14 protein-coding genes are annotated in these 17819 nt (G+C 29.4%); 11 read left to right on the top strand and 3 right to left on the bottom strand.

Translation table 11 applies throughout. The features are described from left to right. The first annotated feature begins 247 nt into the window (after window positions 1-247). From KPL38_RS02360 to KPL38_RS02350, 3 genes are all read left to right on the top strand, one after another. Window positions 248-2215: an ABC-F family ATP-binding cassette domain-containing protein gene (locus tag KPL38_RS02360; protein WP_216286393.1), complete on the top strand. Its 1968-nt coding sequence runs from the start codon at window positions 248-250 to the stop codon at window positions 2213-2215. Between the two features lie 177 nt (window positions 2216-2392). After that, window positions 2393-4759: an ATP-dependent DNA helicase gene (locus tag KPL38_RS02355; protein ID WP_312884135.1), complete on the top strand. Its 2367-nt coding sequence runs from the start codon at window positions 2393-2395 to the stop codon at window positions 4757-4759. 684 nt (window positions 4760-5443) lie between these two features. Beyond that, a complete protein-coding gene (locus KPL38_RS02350; protein ID WP_216286391.1) occupies window positions 5444-5872 on the top strand; it encodes a hypothetical protein in 429 nt (142 codons plus the stop codon). Between the two features lie 90 nt (window positions 5873-5962). Here KPL38_RS02350 and KPL38_RS02345 read toward each other — a convergent pair whose 3' ends face one another. Beyond that, complete coding sequence (locus KPL38_RS02345; protein WP_071614011.1) at window positions 5963-6208, bottom strand: AbrB/MazE/SpoVT family DNA-binding domain-containing protein; 246 nt, start codon at window positions 6206-6208, stop codon at window positions 5963-5965. A gap of 392 nt (window positions 6209-6600) precedes the next feature. Next, complete coding sequence (locus KPL38_RS02340) at window positions 6601-7092, bottom strand: YajQ family cyclic di-GMP-binding protein (RefSeq protein WP_216286389.1); 492 nt, start codon at window positions 7090-7092, stop codon at window positions 6601-6603. Between the two features lie 473 nt (window positions 7093-7565). Here KPL38_RS02340 and KPL38_RS02335 point away from each other — a divergent pair, with 473 nt between their 5' ends. The 4 genes from KPL38_RS02335 (at window position 7566) to KPL38_RS02320 (ending at window position 13621) form a co-directional block, all read left to right on the top strand. Then, window positions 7566-8300 carry a LytR/AlgR family response regulator transcription factor gene (locus tag KPL38_RS02335; protein WP_216286387.1) on the top strand — a complete coding sequence of 245 codons (735 nt, stop codon included), beginning with the start codon at window positions 7566-7568 and terminating at the stop codon, window positions 8298-8300. 140 nt (window positions 8301-8440) lie between these two features. After that, on the top strand, window positions 8441-10615 hold the full coding sequence (gene recQ, locus KPL38_RS02330; protein WP_216286385.1) for a DNA helicase RecQ: 2175 nt from the start codon (window positions 8441-8443) through the stop codon (window positions 10613-10615). 15 nt (window positions 10616-10630) lie between these two features. Continuing rightward, window positions 10631-11845, top strand: coding sequence for a DEAD/DEAH box helicase (locus KPL38_RS02325; RefSeq protein ID WP_216286383.1), 1215 nt, complete (start codon window positions 10631-10633; stop codon window positions 11843-11845). A 159-nt stretch (window positions 11846-12004) separates the two neighbouring features. Next, entirely contained in the window at window positions 12005-13621 is a 1617-nt protein-coding gene (locus tag KPL38_RS02320; RefSeq protein ID WP_216286381.1) for an ABC-F family ATP-binding cassette domain-containing protein, read from the top strand. 223 nt (window positions 13622-13844) lie between these two features. Here the strand turns inward: KPL38_RS02320 and KPL38_RS02315 are convergent, their stop codons facing one another. Beyond that, window positions 13845-14072 carry a ground-like protein gene (locus KPL38_RS02315; RefSeq protein ID WP_216286379.1) on the bottom strand — a complete coding sequence of 76 codons (228 nt, stop codon included), beginning with the start codon at window positions 14070-14072 and terminating at the stop codon, window positions 13845-13847. Between the two features lie 435 nt (window positions 14073-14507). Between KPL38_RS02315 and KPL38_RS02310 the strand changes: the two genes are divergently transcribed. The 4 genes from KPL38_RS02310 to KPL38_RS02295 all read left to right on the top strand — a co-directional run bounded on the left by KPL38_RS02310 (window position 14508) and on the right by KPL38_RS02295 (window position 17671). Further along, window positions 14508-14675: a YvrJ family protein gene (locus tag KPL38_RS02310; protein WP_246577773.1), complete on the top strand. Its 168-nt coding sequence runs from the start codon at window positions 14508-14510 to the stop codon at window positions 14673-14675. A 292-nt stretch (window positions 14676-14967) separates the two neighbouring features. Further along, on the top strand, window positions 14968-15354 hold the full coding sequence (locus KPL38_RS02305; protein WP_216286376.1) for a DUF6465 family protein: 387 nt from the start codon (window positions 14968-14970) through the stop codon (window positions 15352-15354). Window positions 15355-15564: 210 nt separating this feature from the next. Next, window positions 15565-16641, top strand: coding sequence for a M24 family metallopeptidase (locus tag KPL38_RS02300; RefSeq protein ID WP_216286374.1), 1077 nt, complete (start codon window positions 15565-15567; stop codon window positions 16639-16641). 196 nt (window positions 16642-16837) lie between these two features. After that, on the top strand, window positions 16838-17671 hold the full coding sequence (locus KPL38_RS02295) for a deoxyribonuclease IV (protein ID WP_216286372.1): 834 nt from the start codon (window positions 16838-16840) through the stop codon (window positions 17669-17671). Window positions 17672-17819: the final 148 nt, after the last annotated feature.

Below are 17819 nucleotides of genomic sequence, written 5' to 3'. Positions count from 1 at the left end.
ATTGTTCTATGCCCAGAATGTGATGCAAATATGATAATCAAAGGACGATGAGATTATCATATTTGCTTGGCATAAGGGTTTTTACTCGACCGTAGGGAGATTTTGTTCTTATATAGAACTATGAATATAAATAATATGTAACTTTGGGTAGAGAAATACTGTCTTCGAAATATTTCCACTATCACTTAGCTATTTATTTGGTTATAATTAAAGTATGGTGTTATGCCGTGAAAAGGATGGTAAATGTATGAATTTGTTAACAATAGAAGAAGTGAGTAAAAGTTACAGTGAGAAAATACTCATTGATAAAGTATCACTAGGTATAAATGATGGTGATAAAATTGGATTGATAGGAGTTAATGGTACTGGCAAATCAACTTTTTTAAAAATAATAGCTGGATTTGAAGTTCCTGATGAAGGAAGAGTTATAAAGGGAAATAAGGTAAATATAGAATATTTATCACAAAATCCTGATTTTGATTCTGAAGCTACAGTACTTGAACAAATTTTTAAGAGCGATACTGATGTTATGAAAGTTATACGTGAATACGAAGTAGTTTTAGAAAAATTACAGGAGAATCCAGAGAGTGAATCTACTCTAAATTCATTAATGAATTTAAATGATAAAATGGATGCATGTAATGGATGGGAAGTACAAAATGATGCCAAAATCATATTAACCGAGCTTGGAATAACTGATTTTAAACAGCATATAGGTGATCTTTCAGGTGGGCAGAGAAAGAAAGTAGCTTTATGTGCTGCTCTTATTACGCCATCAGATTTATTGATATTGGATGAGCCTACAAACCATATGGACAATAAAATAATTGATTGGTTAGAGAAGTATTTAAATAAAAGAAAAGGTGCACTACTTATGATTACTCATGATAGGTACTTTTTAGATAGAATAACAAACAAAATTATTGAATTAGATAAAGGTAATTTGTATAGTTATCAGGGTAACTATAGTGTGTATTTGGAAAAGAAAGTTGAAAGAATGGCTTTAATGGGTACGCTAGAGAGAAAAAGGCAGAGTATATTCAAAAAAGAACTAGCATGGATAAGACGTGGCGCAAAAGCTAGAAGTACAAAGCAAAAAGCTAGAATCGATCGTTTTGGTGAGCTCAAAAATGCAAAAGTGGATATAACAACTGATAATTTAGAATTATCTTCAGCATCTACTAGGCTTGGTAAAAAAATTCTTAATGTAGAGAATATATCTAAAGCATATGGTGAAAAGAAATTAATTAAAAACTTTAGCCATATATTTACTAGAAGAGATAAAGTGGGTATTATTGGTCCAAATGGTATAGGTAAATCTACACTTATGAACATTCTAAGTAGAGTAATAAAACAAGATTCGGGACTAATAGAATGGGGAGAAACAGTGAAAATTGGATATTTCCATCAAGAAAATGGTGAGATGAATGAAAACCTTAGGGCAATTGATTATATTCGAGAAGGTGCAGAATATATAACTACTGCAGATGGTGAACAAATTACTGCATCTCAAATGCTCGAAAGATTTTTATTTGATGGAAGTACTAAGCATTCGTTTATTTCTAGTTTATCGGGTGGAGAAAAGAGAAGACTTTATTTAGCAAGAATTCTTATGGAAGCTCCAAATGTATTATTTTTAGACGAGCCAACTAATGACTTTGATATTCAAACATTGGCGGTACTTGAAGATTATTTAGATGGATTTAATGGTGTGGTTATAACTGTATCACATGATAGATATTTTTTAGATAGAGTATCAGACCAAATATTTAGTTTTGAGGGAAATGAAAAAATAATACAATTTGTTGGAAATTATACTGAGTATCAAGAATACATAGGTAAACATCCAGAGGTATTAGAAGATGATAAAGATTTGAATAAAAAAGACAACAATGGTAAAAATGAAGAAAACAAAAGAGATGAAAATAAAGAAGTCGCAGTAGATAATAACAAAAACACTAATGGAAACAAACAGTTAAAATTTACGTTTAAAGAGCAAAAGGAATATGATGAAATTGATGACGTAATTGAAAAAAAAGATGAAGAACTACAAGAGGTTAATAAATTAATAAACGCTGGAAGTAGTGACTTTGAATATTTGGAGAAATTAACTCAAAAACAAAAGAAAATTAAAACTGAAACTGAACATTTAATGACTAGGTGGACATATTTAAATGAATTAGATGAGAAAATAGAAGCTCAGAAAAATAGTTAAATCATCTCCTGGGTCGTTGCAATATTAACAACTTTGGAAGCAGATTTAGACTGCCACCAAAGCAATTTTCCTAGGCTAGACAACTGCCACTTATAGAAGATGGCAGACTTGAAGCTTCCAAAATGTTGTTAAGTACAAATCATAGATAAGCTTTATACAGTAAAGAAGGTATAACCTGTGGATAAAAATAGAAATATAAAAATATCTGTGCGTAACTTAGTAGAATTTGTACTACGTGCAGGAGATTTAGATATGAGATTTATGGGAAGTAGTAGAGCTGTAGAAGGAACTAAAGCACATCAGAAAATTCAAAAGGAGAATAGAGAAAAATATTCTATTTTGCTTGGCGAAGAATATTTGTCAGAGGTAAGTTTAAAACATAGCATATTACTTGATGGTACCTCAATTGTAATTGAAGGGCGTGCTGATGGCATTTTAATTAAAGATAATAAGGTAACCATAGATGAAATTAAAACTGTTACAAAAGATGTAGAGCTTATTAAGGAGGACTATAATAACCTTCACTGGGCTCAAGCTAAGTGTTACGCGTATATATATGGAATACAAAATAATCTTTCACTTATTAATGTACAATTGACTTATTATGAAATAGATAATGAAAAAACTAAAAAATTTATTAAAGCTTTTTCAATAAGCAAATTACAAGAGTTTTTTGATGGAATTATTTCTAGTTATTTTATATGGGCAAATATTACTATTGAGTGGAATAAGAAGCGTGATAAAACTATAAAGGATTTAAAATTTCCTTTTGATAATTATAGGGAAGGACAAAGAAATTTAGCCGTTTTTGTATACAAAACGGTAGTAGAAAATAAGAAAATGTTTGTTCAAGCACCCACTGGGATAGGTAAAACTATGTCTACTTTGTTCCCGGTGGTTAAAGCTATGGGAGAAGGACATACCTCAAAAATTTTTTATTTGACAGCTAAAACTATAACAAGACAAGTTGCAGAAGATGCATTTAACAAGATGAAGGAGAATGGTCTTGAGTTTAAGACCATTACCATAACTGCAAAAGACAAAGTGTGTTTTAGCAAGGGGAGTGCATGTAATCCAGAACAATGCAAATTTGCAAAAGGACATTTTGATAGGATTAATGATGCTCTTCTTGATATATTAAAAAATGAAAACACATTTAGCAGAGAGATAATTGAGATGTACTCAAAAAAGCATATTGTATGTCCTTTTGAATTCTCATTAGACTTAACTTTATGGGCTGACAGTGTTATATGTGATTATAATTATGTGTTTGATCCTAGGGTTTATTTAAAGAGATTTTTTACTGATAATAATGGAGATTATACTATCTTGGTTGATGAAGCACATAACTTAGTAGATAGAGCTAGAGAAATGTTTTCAGCACAAATTCATAAAAAATTGCTACTCCAGCTAAAAAAAGATATAAAAGGCAAAAATGATGGTATGTACAGAATTTTAAATAAATTAAATTCTTTTATGCTTAATATGAAAAAAATGACGAATGAAGATGGATATTATAAACAAGATTCTGAGCCAGTTGATATATATAATATGTTAACAAGGCTTACTAAAATATTAGAAGTCTGGCTTACTAAAAACGAAAAATCTGAAATATATGATAATTTTTTGCAGTTGTATTTCAATTCTTTAAATTTTATTAGAATAGCTGAATTTTATGATGACAAATATGTAACATATGTAGAAAGTACGCAGGATGATGTAGTATTAAAAATATTTTGTTTGGATCCGTCTAAACTTTTAAGAGAAGCTTCCAAAAGAGGGCGATCAGTTATATATTTTTCTGCAACTTTATTACCATTAGCATACTTTAAAAATATTTTAGGAGGACAAAGTGGGGATTATAATTTAACATTAAATTCTCCCTTTGACAAAAATAATCTTAAGGTTATGGTAGCTAAAGATATTTCTACAAAATATAATAAAAGAGAAAGTAGTTATTCAAAAATAGTAGAGTACATATATTCTATAATAAGTGCTAAAAATGGAAATTACATGGTGTTTTTTCCTTCATACAAATATATGGATAAAGTGTGTAATAGATTTTCCCTTAAATATCCAAATGTTAAAGTCAGTATCCAAGGTAATTCTATGACTGAAGAAGAAAGAGAAGCTTTTTTAAACAAATTTAATAATTTGAGTGATGACAGCATTTTAGGATTTGGAGTCTTAGGAGGTATATTTTCAGAGGGTATAGATTTAAAAGGAGATGCTCTAATTGGAGTTATAATCGTTGGGGTAGGTCATCCTATGATTTGCTTTGAACGAGAAATTATAAAAGATTATTTTAATGAAAAAAGCCATTGTGGGTATGAATACTCATACATATATCCAGGTATGAATAAAGTATTACAGGCAGCGGGAAGGGTAATTAGAACAGAAGACGATAGAGGTACTGTACTTTTAATAGATGATAGATTTCTTCATAAAAGGTATAGACAACTTTTCCCGAAGGAATGGGACAATTTTCAAATAATTAATAGTAATATACATGCTAAAGAACAAATCTGTGAGTTTTGGAAATAAGGTACAAAAAACAAATAAATTCTAAACAAAAGAACTTGAGCATTTGCTCAAGTTCTTTTGTTTTATAAATAATTAAAACAAATTTTTTTTAATTTATTTAGGGGGATAAAGATAAAGGAAACAATTTTAATAAAACTGCTACAGATACATCTACATAAAATATTTATATCCATGAATACGATAATGTTTTATTGGTTATTAAGATATAAATAGTTTCCTTTTTACCTTTTTGTTATTTAGGGGATATTTTAACTATTGTAAGTTTTATCAAAATAAGTTTTTTCATTTGTATGTGAAATATCGTTTTATTTCGACTTATTTCTTAGTTTAAGAATAACATTAATTGCACAAATAGTCAATAGCATTTTAATAAGTTTAATAAAATAGGATTAAATATTAAATTATACAGATGCATTCGACAAAATATAAGGAAACAAGACTTAATTCCTAATTGGCTTGTTAGGAATATTAATAAATGTGATTGAGCTTTAAAGATAGTAGTTTATGAATTTTTCACAGAAAATTAATAATGATTTTCGATTTATAGTGATAAAATATATATAAAGAACAAGACTGATGCATGTAGTAATTAAGAGCATTTTAAATGTTTCTATATGTGTTTGTAAAAGGATATCAATTTAGAACTGTTATCTATTTTAGAGAATAATAGGGGGTATAGTATAAATGCATGTTAAATCTTCTAGAAAAATATATGGTTGGGATAAATTTTCAAAAGTAACTTTAATAGTAGGAATATGTTTGCTTTTAGTTAGTCATTTACGTTTTTTAGGAATAGTACTTATTATTTATTCGATTTGGAGAATTACGTCAACAAATGTAAATAAAAGAAGTAATGAAAAATTTGTATATGAAAATATAGAAAGAAGATTTTATTACAAAGTAGAAATTTTTAAGAAAAGATTAAAACAGGATATGAAGTCAACTAATAGAAAAGTTAGACAGTACAACCCTTTAGAAAAATTTAAGGAAAAAAGAAAATATATAATAACTATTTGTCCTAAATGTGAACAAAAATTAAGATTACCAAGGAAAAAAGGTAAAATCATTGTAACCTGCTCAAACTGTTCTAGTGAATTTAGATTAAAAACATAAAACAAGAGATATCCTTGAAAGGATATCTCTTGTTTTATGTTTTTAGTATTAAGTATATAATCATACCAATTTAAAACAAATTATCTTAAATTATTTACCTGAACCTAATTCAGCAAGACAATCTTTACAAATGTTTTTACCTTTGTAATTTACAACGTCTCTTGCATTTTGACAGAATATACAAGCTGGTTCATATTTTTTAAGAATGATTTGATCACCATCCACATAGATTTCTAAAGCGTCCTTGATATCTATATCCAAAGTTCTTCTTAATTCTATAGGAATAACAATTCTTCCAAGTTCATCCACTTTTCTTACAATACCTGTTGATTTCATATAATTTCCTCCTCGAGCATCTTTCGACTTATTTATAATTAAATTGTAGCAAAAATAACATAAAACGTCAATAGGTTTATGAAAATATTTAAGAAAAACAATAAAAATTAACAAACTTTTACGTATTATGCAAATAAAATATATTGGTATGTCATTTTAAACAGTATTATAATACCTTATACATAATACAAAAATTTTTAACTATTACAATATTCATAATAGTTAGAAAATAGTGTAAGCTATTAAAAACAGTATTTTATAAGAATTATATGATTTACATTGTATGTTATAGTGTTAAATCATCTCCTAGGTTGCTGTAACATCTGCGAAATGTCGTTAAATAAAAAAAGATTAGTATCAGTGTAAACTGATACTAATCTTTATAAATACGATTATCTAAAATTTGTGAATTGTAGGGCAATATCAAAATCTTTTGATTTTATTAAAGCCATTATTTCCTGTAGATCATCGAGTTTTTTACCAGTAATCCTTAGCTGGTTGTCCATAATTTGAGTTTGAACTTTAATTTTAGTAGATTTTATTACTGCAATGATTTTTTTAGCTTTTTCAGTGGAAATACCTTTTACGATTTTGGCAGTTTGTCTTGCTGAACCTAATGTGGCAGGTTCTTGTTTACCGAGATCTAATGCCTTGCCAGAAATGCCTCTTTTAATTAATCGACTTACAAGGACATCTATAACTGCTTTTAATTTAAAATCATCATCAGATATTATCTTAATATCTTCTTTACCTAAGTTAATTTCAGTAATAGTATTTTTAAAATCATATCGTTGTTTGATTTCCTTTAATGCTTGATTTATAGCATTATCTACTTCTTGCATATCTACATCTGATACTATGTCAAACGAATGTGTTGCTGCCATAATTAAAAACCTCCTCTATTATATGTAGCTAAGTATAGTTAAAAAATAAGAAGTCAATTTACTGATCGTTCCTATTTATTTAGACTTAATAAAATTCTCTTAGTTAATATTAGAATAATATCTTGGAAATGTCCAGTATTTAATGACTAATGATTAGGGTTTATATAAATATAACCTATTATTAATAAAAATAGCGTCATTTATTAAGATTATTTAAATATTATTTAAAATAAAGTCTGTTTTTGCTAAGGTAAATAGTAAATCACACGATATATTACTAAATATAAAAAGTAGATGTTTTAGGTAATTAAATTATGTACATAATAAATAATACATAGTTTAAATATTACGTTACATAAATGTGTTATAGAGAGAAATTTTTGAGAGTATAAGGGTAAAGTAAATTAAATTAAATTAAATAGAATAATATTTTTTTCTTAGTAGAGTGAAATATAATTATGGGCGGGGTGTATATGTTAAGAGTAGTTTTAGTAGAGGCTAATAAACTGTCTTTAGATGAGTTAAGCAATATTTTAAGCAAAAATAATAAAATGAATATTATAGGAAAATTTTTAAGCTCCTCAACCGCTTTAGAATTTATAAAAATATCTAGACCGGAAATTGTGTTTTTAAATATAGAGATGCCAGTTATTGATGGATTTATAATGGCTGAAGAGATATGTAACCTGGATTTTCCTGTAAGCATTGTATTTGTAACTGAATTTGATAAATATGCAATAAGAGCGTTTCAAATGAATGCTATTGATTATGTTCTAAAACCATTTTCAGAGAAGAGATTAGAGCTTACTATGGATAAGATAAATGAAAGGTTAAACTGTAATAAAAACATATTACAAGATAGAAGAAGAAAGGAAGGCATGGTAAAGTTACCAGTTTGGAAGAATGAGTGTATATACCTAGTGCATCCACAAGATATATTGTATTGTACTGTATTAAATAAAGAGGTTTTTATTTTTACAGGAGATGACAAATTTACAACGCATGACACTTTAACTCAATTAGAAGATAAGTTAGTTAAGCGTAATTTCTTTAGAAGTCATAAAAGTTATTTAGTTAATTTAGATAGAATTTATAAAATAGTTCCATCAGATAATAACACATTTTTGCTCCAAATAGAGGGCGTGGAAGAGGAAGTACCTGTTAGCAGACATTATGTTAAGGATTTTAAAAAAATAATCAATATATAATTTTAACAAAGTTTTGTCAATAGCGAAATACAGGATTTAATATAAAGAGATACAAATTTCATTTACATAAAGGTACAAAGTATTTAAAATAATGTTATACTATTGTAAGAAATTATTACGGATGAGAGGAAGAATTACGCATGTTGCATGAAGCACAAGAAAAATTAAAGAAGTATTATGGTTATGATAATTTTAGAAAAGGGCAAGCAGATGTAATAGAGAGTATTTTAGGTGGAAAAGATACCTTTGCTGTAATGCCTACAGGTGCAGGAAAGTCAGTGTGTTATCAGATACCGGCTCTAATGCTTGATGGAGTAACACTTGTAATCTCGCCACTTATATCACTTATGAAGGATCAAGTGGACACATTAAATAGTATAGGAATAGCTGCAACATATATAAATAGCTCCCTTAGTATTAATGAAGTTAATGAAAGAATTGATAAGGTAGCAAGGGGAGAGTTTAAACTTCTTTATGTTGCCCCAGAAAGGTTAGAGTCAGACTTTTTCTGTAATATGTTAAATAGATTAACAATATCGCTTTTAGCAGTTGATGAAGCTCATTGTGTATCACAATGGGGACATGATTTTAGACCTAGCTATGGAGCAATTTCTAGTTTGATAGAAAAATTACCGGAAAGACCAATTATAGCAGCATTTACTGCTACTGCAACGCAGGAAGTAAGATTAGATGTTATAAAGTTATTAAGATTGAGAGAGCCAGATGTTTATGTAACTGGTTTTAACAGAGAAAATTTAAGCTTCACTGTTATTAGAGGAGAAAACAAAAGAGATTTTGTTTTAAATTATGTTCAAGATAATAAAGAAAAAGTGGGAATAATTTACACAGCCACAAGAAAGGAAACAAATAATCTTTATGAACTTTTGCATAAAAAAGGTTATAAAGTAGGTAGATATCATGCAGGTCTTAATGATGAAGAGAGAAAGCAAAATCAAGAAAAGTTTTTATATGATGATATAAACATCATAATAGCAACAAATGCTTTTGGTATGGGAATAGATAAATCTAATGTTAGATATGTAATTCATTATAATTTAACGAAAAGCATGGAAGCTTATTATCAAGAGGCTGGACGTGGGGGCAGAGATGGAGAACCAAGCGAATGTATATTGTTGTTTTCTGCAGCAGATGTGCTACTCCAGAAGTTTTTTATTGAGCAAGGAAATGTTGGCCCTGACAGAAAGATAAATGAGTATAAAAAACTTCAAGCTATGGTTGATTATTCGCACACGAGCAGATGTCTTAGGCAGTTTATTTTAGAGTACTTTGGTGAAAAAAATGTACCAGACAAATGTGGAAACTGTAGTACTTGTAATGATGAAAGTGAACTCGTAGATATAACTATTGAGGCACAAAAAATCTTCTCTTGTATTTTTAGAATGAAGGAGAGGTATGGTACTACATTAATTGCTGAGGTCCTTCGTGGTTCAAAAAATAAAAAAGTGCTGGAGCTTGGTTTTAATAAGTTATCTACTTATGGGATAATAAAGCAGTATACAGTTAAAGAGATAAAAGACCTTATAAATGTTCTAACAGCGGAAGAATATCTATCACTTGAAGATGGACAATTTCCAGTAGTTCATTTAAAAGATAGAGCCGTGGCAGTTCTTAAAAACGAAGAAAAAGTCTATCAAAAAGTTGTACAAAAGAAGGCTAAAGCAATTAAGGATACTGGCCTATTTGAAATATTACGAGCTTTGCGTAAAGAAATTTCTGAGCGTGAAAAAGTTCCACCATATATTGTTTTTGCAGATAGTGCATTAAGAGAGATGAGTGAATATTTTCCAGTAAATGAAAAGGAAATGCTTAACATCAAAGGTGTAGGGGAATCTAAACTTAACAAATATGGCGAAGAATTTATTAGCACTATAAAAAAATATATGAAAGAAAACAATATAGAACAAAAGGAAGAAATACTATATAATGAAGAAGTGGGTAGTAACTGCAATGCGAAAAATGAAGTAAAGCAAGATGGTAAAAATGAAGAAAAGGTACCTAGCTATGTTATTACTTACAATATGTATAAACAAGGTAAAAGCGTAGCGGACATAATAGATGAGAGAAAATTAAAAAGCCTTACAGTACAAGATCATATATTAAAATGTGCATATGAAGGTTTTGATGTTAATTTAGATGATTTTATTCCTAAAAAACATGAGGCATTAATTATTGAGGTAATAAAAAAAATTGGAGCTTCAAAGTTAAAACCAATTAAAGAAGCATTACCAGATGAAATAGATTATCTAGCTATAAAGGCAGCAATATTTAAATACGCTAACGACAAGATTTCTTAGAATAAAGGAGAACAAATGGATAAATTATTTAATGAACTAGGATTACAAGAAAACCTTATACAAGGGCTTGCTAAACAAGGGATTGAAAGTCCTACAGAAATACAAGTAAAGGCTATACCAATGGGACTTGCAGGTGAGGATGTTATTGGAGAGTCAGAGACAGGTACAGGTAAAACTTTAGCTTACCTATTACCTATATTTCAGAAAATAGATGTAACATCAAAGAATATTCAAGCAATTATACTTGCACCTACTCATGAACTTGCAATGCAAATACATAAGCAGGTAGAATTGTTATCAGTTAACTCAAATAGCTTAGTTAGATCAACTAGTATAATAGGTAGTGTTAATATTAAAAGACAATTAGAGTATCTTAAGGAAAAACCTCATATAATAGTAGGATCAGCTGGAAGAATTGTAGAACTTATAACAATGAAAAAACTAAAATCGCATTTCGTTAAGACTATAGTAATAGATGAAGGCGATAGAATGATAGATGAGAATAACATAGATGCGGTAAAAGCAATAATAAAAACTACACTTCGTGATAGACAGATTATGCTATTTTCAGCTACAATTTCACTTAAAGTAGTTGAAATTGCTAAAACCTTAATGAAAGATCCAGAAGTAATTAAGGTGGGTGACAAAAGTGTAGTAAATCCAAACATAGAGCATATTTATTTTGTAGTTGAAAAGAGAGATAAAATTGAGCTTTTAAGGAAACTTATAAGTTCAACTAAACCTGAAAAGGCAATTATATTTATTAACAAAAGTGATGAGGTTGAGATTACAACATCAAAGCTTAGGTATCATAAATTAAATGTAGAGGGTATTCATGGAACATCTGAAAAGATGGACAGAAAAAAAGCTCTTGAGGATTTTAATACAGGCAAAATTCAACTTTTAGTGGCTTCTGATTTAGCAGCAAGGGGACTAGACATAGTGGGAGTATCTCACATATTTAATCTTGATGTACCAGAAAATTCTAAAGATTATTTACATAGAGTAGGAAGAACAGGAAGAATGGGAGAGCGTGGGCTTGCACTATCCATAGTGGAAGAAAGAGAAATCGATCTTATTAAAAACTATGAAAAAGATTTTAACATCCAAATAACACGAAAAGATATCCACATGGGTAAAATTACTGATCCCAAAATTATACCTAAAGATAGGGTAACAGGACATAAGTCTAGAACTGATAGTAAGTCATCAAATTATAATAAAAAATAGATCGGACATATGCAAGAAATAAATTACAATAGCCTAGTTTCCTTGCGTGTGTTATAATAACTTAGTAGTTTAGGCTATAATTAAATTAAAATTTTTTGTGGAAAACCTACAGATATTATGTGTGGGAGTTCCAGTTAATATGGAGGTATATATAAATATATGATTAGTACAAACAATATAAGCTTAAGATATGGTGTACGTAAATTATTTGATAATGTTAATATAAAATTTAATCCGGGTAACTGTTATGGATTAATTGGTGCTAATGGCGCTGGTAAATCAACATTTCTTAAAATATTATCAGGAGATATAGAAGCGAATACCGGAGAAGTATTTATTACTCCTGGAGAAAGATTAGCAGTTTTAAAGCAGGATCACTTTGAATTCGATGAATACGAAGTTCTTAAAACTGTGATGATGGGACATATAAGACTTTTTGAAATAATGACAGAAAAGGATAAATTGTATGCAAAATCGGATTTTACTGATAAAGATGGAATTAGAGCTTCAGTACTAGAAGGCGAGTTTGCAGAACTTAATGGATGGGAAGCAGAATCAGAAGCCTCAACTCTACTAATGGGACTTGGCATAAACGAAAAACTTCAAAACAAGAAAATGAAGGAATTAACAGGATCAGAAAAGGTAAAGGTACTTCTTGCTCAAACTTTATTTGGAAAACCTGATATCTTATTACTAGATGAGCCTACAAATAATTTAGATGTAAAATCTAAAAGTTGGCTTGAAAACTTTTTGCTCAATTTTGAGAGCACTGTCATAGTTGTTTCTCATGATAGACATTTTTTAAATAAAGTATGTACTCATGTTGCGGATATAGATTTTAGTAAAATCCAATTATACGTTGGAAATTATGATTTTTGGTATGAGTCTAGTCAATTGGCGCTTCAAATGGCTAAAGATCAAAACAAGAAAAAAGAAGAGAAAATTGCTGAACTACAAAGCTTTATTGCTAGATTTAGTTCTAATGCATCTAAAGCAAAACAAGCTACATCTCGTAAAAAGCAATTAGATAAATTAACTTTAGATGATATTAAACCTTCTTCTCGTAAATATCCTTTTGTTGGATTTAAGCCAGAGAGGGAAGCTGGAAATGATTTACTAACAGTTGAAAATTTAAGTAAAACTATAGAGGGAGAAAAAATCCTTGATAATGTATCTTTCGTAGTTAGTAAGGGAGATAAGATTGCGTTTACCGGAGCAGATGAAATAGCTAAAACTACACTTTTTAAAATATTAATGGGTGAGATAGAGCCAGATAGCGGTGAAGTTAAATGGGGAATTACTACATCTCAAGCTTATTTACCAAAAGATAACTCAGAATATTTTAATGGTATAGATTGCACATTAGTTGATTGGTTACGTCAGTATTCTGATGATAAAGCTGAAAGTTTTATTAGAGGATTTTTAGGTAGAATGCTTTTCTCAGGAGAAGAAGCTCTTAAAAAAGCTAGCGTTTTGTCAGGTGGAGAAAAAGTTAGATGTATGCTTTCTAAAATGATGCTTAGTAATGCTAATGTTTTAATTTTTGATGAGCCTACTAATCACTTAGATTTAGAGTCTATTACTGCATTAAACAATGGGATGACAAGTTATACTGGAACAATGTTATTAACGTCTCAGGATTCTCAACTAATTGCAACAGTTGCAAATAGAATAATAGAAATTACACCTAAGGGATTAATGGATAAAATAATGACATATGATGAGTATATGGAAAATGATGATGTTCAAAAAGAACTAGAACTTATGTATAAATAAAAAAAGGCACTTCTAATAAAATCTATTAGAAGTGCCTTATTAAAATCAATTAAATCATCTCCTGCGGAGCTGTAGTATAACGACTTCAGAAGGCGATTTACCCCTTTGTAGTTCTCTGGAGTAGATAACAATTCTTAATTGTTATCCCCCCACTGAAGTTCTATTTCACTAGGGTAGCTAACTCCAACTTATAGAAGTGGGAGACTTTCCTTCTGAAATGTCGTTAAAAGCCACCACCAAATCCGCCGAATCCACCACGTCCACCGATACCACCGCAGCCTAATAGTAAAAGAAGTATTAAGATGCCACCGCCACCTCCGCAGCTACCACCAAAGCCTCCGCCAAAGCCGTTATTTCCACATCCATTTCCGCATCCATTCCCACAGTTGTTAACAGGTTGACAGCAACTAACAGGTTTACAGCAACAATTATTGTTATGTCTATGACTCATATAAATAACCTCCTTAAATTTAATAAGTAAAAGTTTGAAAATCTATTAAAATAAATATAGCTACTTTAACAGAAAATCATATAATTTTACTTAAGTATTGGAGTTGGTGCTCTTTATACCAACACATATAGGTAGGCGTATACCCTTTTGAAAGTTGTTAGGCTAATTAAGTTGTAGTTGTACTTTAATATATTCCACATTTTATTAAGTGTGAATGTAATATTAAATCATCTCCTGCGGAGCTGCAATATTAACAACTTTGGAAGCAGATTTAGACTGCCACCAAAGTGATTTTCCTAGTTTAGACAACTGCCACTTATAGAAGAGGGCAGACTTGAAGCTTCCAAAATGTTGTTAAAGTAAGATTAATTATAAAAAATAACGACAAAATAATTTTAAACATCATATATATTCTTTGTAACGGTTAGGGAGGTAATGCTTTTGTATGATGCATTTGTTAAACTGGTTAGTACAGTTGGCTTCCCTATAGGTGTGAGTATATATTTGCTGGTAAGGTTCGAAGAGAGAATTGAAAATCTCAACAAATCTATTTCTTATTTAACTGCAATTATATCCACTGTTATAGGAAAATATGAAAAATAAGGATGCCATTTTGGTGTTCTTGTTTTTTATTTTTAGATTATATGCTTAATATTGAAATTTATGTTAATATTGTGTATAATAATAAGAAGAACATTGGTATATTTTGGTATAATTATTTTCTATGGTTTATTGAAAAAAATAGTTATATTAACAACTAATTAGCAAGAAGGTAACCTAAAGTTGACTTCTATGCACTTATACTAATCTCCTAAAGAGGGTTTTTGGGAATAAATGTAGAATAGATATAGAATAAGAAAAAAGAAAAAATTATTTATAATTGGGGGTAAATGATATGAATGAAGAAAATAGTTCGGATTTTGCAAAAGAAGAAGCAATAACAATAGTTTCTGATGCTACAAAAGAAAATGTTGGAAAGACTATTAATGTGGTGAAAGGCATTGCTAAAAATGTTAAATCAAAAGCTAATATAGCAACTACTGCTGCAAGAAAAACAGTAGCTAAGAAAAAAATAGCGAAGAGGGTAAAGGTTGGATTTTGTGTACAATATAACGGAAAAGAGGCATCTAAAGAAACAATACTAGATAGAATTCAAGAAGAATGGGAAAAAACTCATAAACTTTCAGATATTAAAACTATAGAAATATATTTAAAAGTTGAAGAAAATACAGCTTACTGCATGATAAATGGAGATATTAAAATAGATATTAAGTTATTTTAAATCATATCCCGCATAGCTGTTACAGCGACCCAGGAGATGATTTAATTGAAAATAGAAAAGGCTTATGGCCTTTTTTATTTTGCCTAAAAATTATTGCGCTTTTATAAAGTATTATTAAATACTTTATAAATCATATACATTAATAAGCATTTATGATAGATTTAAGTTATTATTAACATAATATACTGTTTATTATAGGAGGAATTTTTAATGATAGAAGAGAGACTCAACAAAGTATTAAAAATTATGGAAAATTCATCAGTACCTCAAATGATAGTTTCTGATCCAGCTGCGATATATTATCTTACTGGAAAATGGATTTTATCTGGTGAGAGGATGCTTGCACTTTACATTAGTTTAAAAGGTGATAATAAATTATTTATTAATGAGTTATTTCCAGTAAAAGAAGATTTAGGTGTGAAAAAAATATGGTTTAATGATACTCAGAGTCCAGTAGAAATACTTGCAAAATACGTTATAAAAGATAAACCAATGGGCATAGATAAAAATTGGCCAGCTCATTTCTTAATAAAACTAATGGAGCTAAATGGTGGAAGTAAGTTTGTAAATGGATCTGAAATTCTTGATAGAGTAAGAATGTGTAAGGATGAAGTGGAAAAAGACTTAATGAGAATAGCTTCAGCATTAAATGATAAGGCTGTAGATAAAATGATAAAACTTATACCGAAAAAGTATCCTGAAAAGAAAATGGGAAAGTTACTAGGAGATATATGGGAAGATATGGGTGCACAAGGTCATTCATTTGATCCAATTATAGGTTATGGTGCGAATGCTGCTGATCCTCATCATGAAATTGATGAATCAACAGTTAAAGAAGGGGATAGTGTAGTTATTGATATCGGGTGCAAAATGAATTCATATTGTTCAGATATGACTAGAACCGTTTTTTACAAAACAGTATCAGATCACAGTAGGGAAGTTTATAATATTGTTAAAGAAGCAAATAAGAGAGGAATTGAGAAAGTTAAAGCAGGAGTTAGATTTTGTGATATAGATGCTGCAGCGAGAGACTATATAACAGAAAAAGGCTATGGTAAATATTTTACCCATAGATTAGGCCATTCAATAGGAATAGAGGTTCATGATTTCGGAGATGTGTCAGCTTCTAATACTGATAAAGTCCAAATAGGACAAATTTTCTCGATTGAACCTGGTATTTACATTCCAGGTGATGTGGGAGTACGTATTGAAGATTTAGTAATAGTTACACAAGATGGTTGCGAAGTACTTAATCATTATACAAAGGACTTAATTATTGTAAAATAGCATAAAGTGTTTTTGCATAAAAAGGACAAGTATTAATAGATAAAAGAGCTTTAATAAATTAAAATTTTATTAAAGTTCTTTTATATTTAGGTAAGGCTTCAATAGTTTTGTATGCTCTATATAATGTAGTAGGTTTGGTTACACTAAATTAAGTAGAATAGTATCTTAAAAATACAATTTATTTTGGAGGATGATTATGTTAAATATAGGTTGTCATTTATCAGTAGCGAAGGGTTATAAATCTATGGGAGAAGATGCGCTTAGTATAGGAGCAAACACATTTCAGTTTTTTACTAGGAATCCTAGAGGGAGTAAAGCAAAAGAAATTGATCCAAGTGATGTAGCATCGTTGTTAGAAATATTAAAAGAAAACAACTTTGCTACAATCTTAGCTCATGCACCATATACACTAAATGCTTGTTCTGCCGATGAAAAAACAAGAGAATTTGCGGTGATGATTATGAAAGATGATTTATTAAGAATGGAATATTTCCCAAATAGTTTTTACAATTTTCATCCTGGTAGTCATGTAAAACAAGGCGTTGAGAAGGGAATAGAATATATTACAAATATGCTTAACGGTATATTAAAACCGGAACAAACAACTAGGGTACTTTTAGAGACAATGGCGGGTAAAGGAACGGAAGTAGGTCGAACATTTGAAGAATTAAAACAAATTCTTGATGGTGTAACACTTTCCCCAAAAATGGGCGTATGTCTTGATACCTGCCATATATATGATGCTGGATATGATATTGTTAATGATTTAGATGGAGTAATAGATGAGTTTGATAGAATTATTGGTCTTGATAAGCTTTATGCAATTCATTTAAACGATAGTAAAAATCCATTTAAAAGTCATAAAGATAGACATGAAATAATTGGTAAAGGTTCAATTGGGATAGAAGCAATTAGCAAAATTATTAATCATCCCAAATTACGTCATTTACCATTTTATTTAGAAACTCCAAATGAGTTAGCTGGTCATGCAGAAGAGATTAAAATGCTTAGAGAAGTTTACATAGAATAACATAGAAGTGGTTTAATTGTTAAAACACAATATTTTTATATAATTGCTGTTAAACGAGAAAATTATAAATAGATAGACATGAGAGAAATCTCATGTCTATTTTTATTGAAATATCTATTAAATGTATTAAAACAAGGTTAAAACTAAA

This window comes from Clostridium psychrophilum (assembly GCF_018861705.1).
Classification (GTDB): Bacteria; Bacillota; Clostridia; order Clostridiales; family Clostridiaceae; genus Clostridium_AD; species Clostridium_AD psychrophilum.
This window is presented reverse-complemented; position numbering and strand designations above follow the sequence as displayed.

Coding starts and splice junctions, on each gene's coding strand:
- KPL38_RS02320 (WP_216286381.1), top strand. CDS start 12,005: ATGATTAGTACAAACAATATAAGCTTAAGATATGGTGTACGTAAATTA.
- KPL38_RS02315 (WP_216286379.1), bottom strand. CDS start 14,072: ATGAGTCATAGACATAACAATAATTGTTGCTGTAAACCTGTTAGTTGC.
- KPL38_RS02350 (WP_216286391.1), top strand. CDS start 5,444: ATGCATGTTAAATCTTCTAGAAAAATATATGGTTGGGATAAATTTTCA.
- KPL38_RS02360 (WP_216286393.1), top strand. CDS start 248: ATGAATTTGTTAACAATAGAAGAAGTGAGTAAAAGTTACAGTGAGAAA.
- KPL38_RS02340 (WP_216286389.1), bottom strand. CDS start 7,092: ATGGCAGCAACACATTCGTTTGACATAGTATCAGATGTAGATATGCAA.
- KPL38_RS02325 (WP_216286383.1), top strand. CDS start 10,631: ATGGATAAATTATTTAATGAACTAGGATTACAAGAAAACCTTATACAA.
- KPL38_RS02335 (WP_216286387.1), top strand. CDS start 7,566: ATGTTAAGAGTAGTTTTAGTAGAGGCTAATAAACTGTCTTTAGATGAG.
- KPL38_RS02305 (WP_216286376.1), top strand. CDS start 14,968: ATGAATGAAGAAAATAGTTCGGATTTTGCAAAAGAAGAAGCAATAACA.
- KPL38_RS02295 (WP_216286372.1), top strand. CDS start 16,838: ATGTTAAATATAGGTTGTCATTTATCAGTAGCGAAGGGTTATAAATCT.
- KPL38_RS02300 (WP_216286374.1), top strand. CDS start 15,565: ATGATAGAAGAGAGACTCAACAAAGTATTAAAAATTATGGAAAATTCA.
- recQ (WP_216286385.1), top strand. CDS start 8,441: ATGTTGCATGAAGCACAAGAAAAATTAAAGAAGTATTATGGTTATGAT.
- KPL38_RS02310 (WP_246577773.1), top strand. CDS start 14,508: ATGCTTTTGTATGATGCATTTGTTAAACTGGTTAGTACAGTTGGCTTC.
- KPL38_RS02345 (WP_071614011.1), bottom strand. CDS start 6,208: ATGAAATCAACAGGTATTGTAAGAAAAGTGGATGAACTTGGAAGAATT.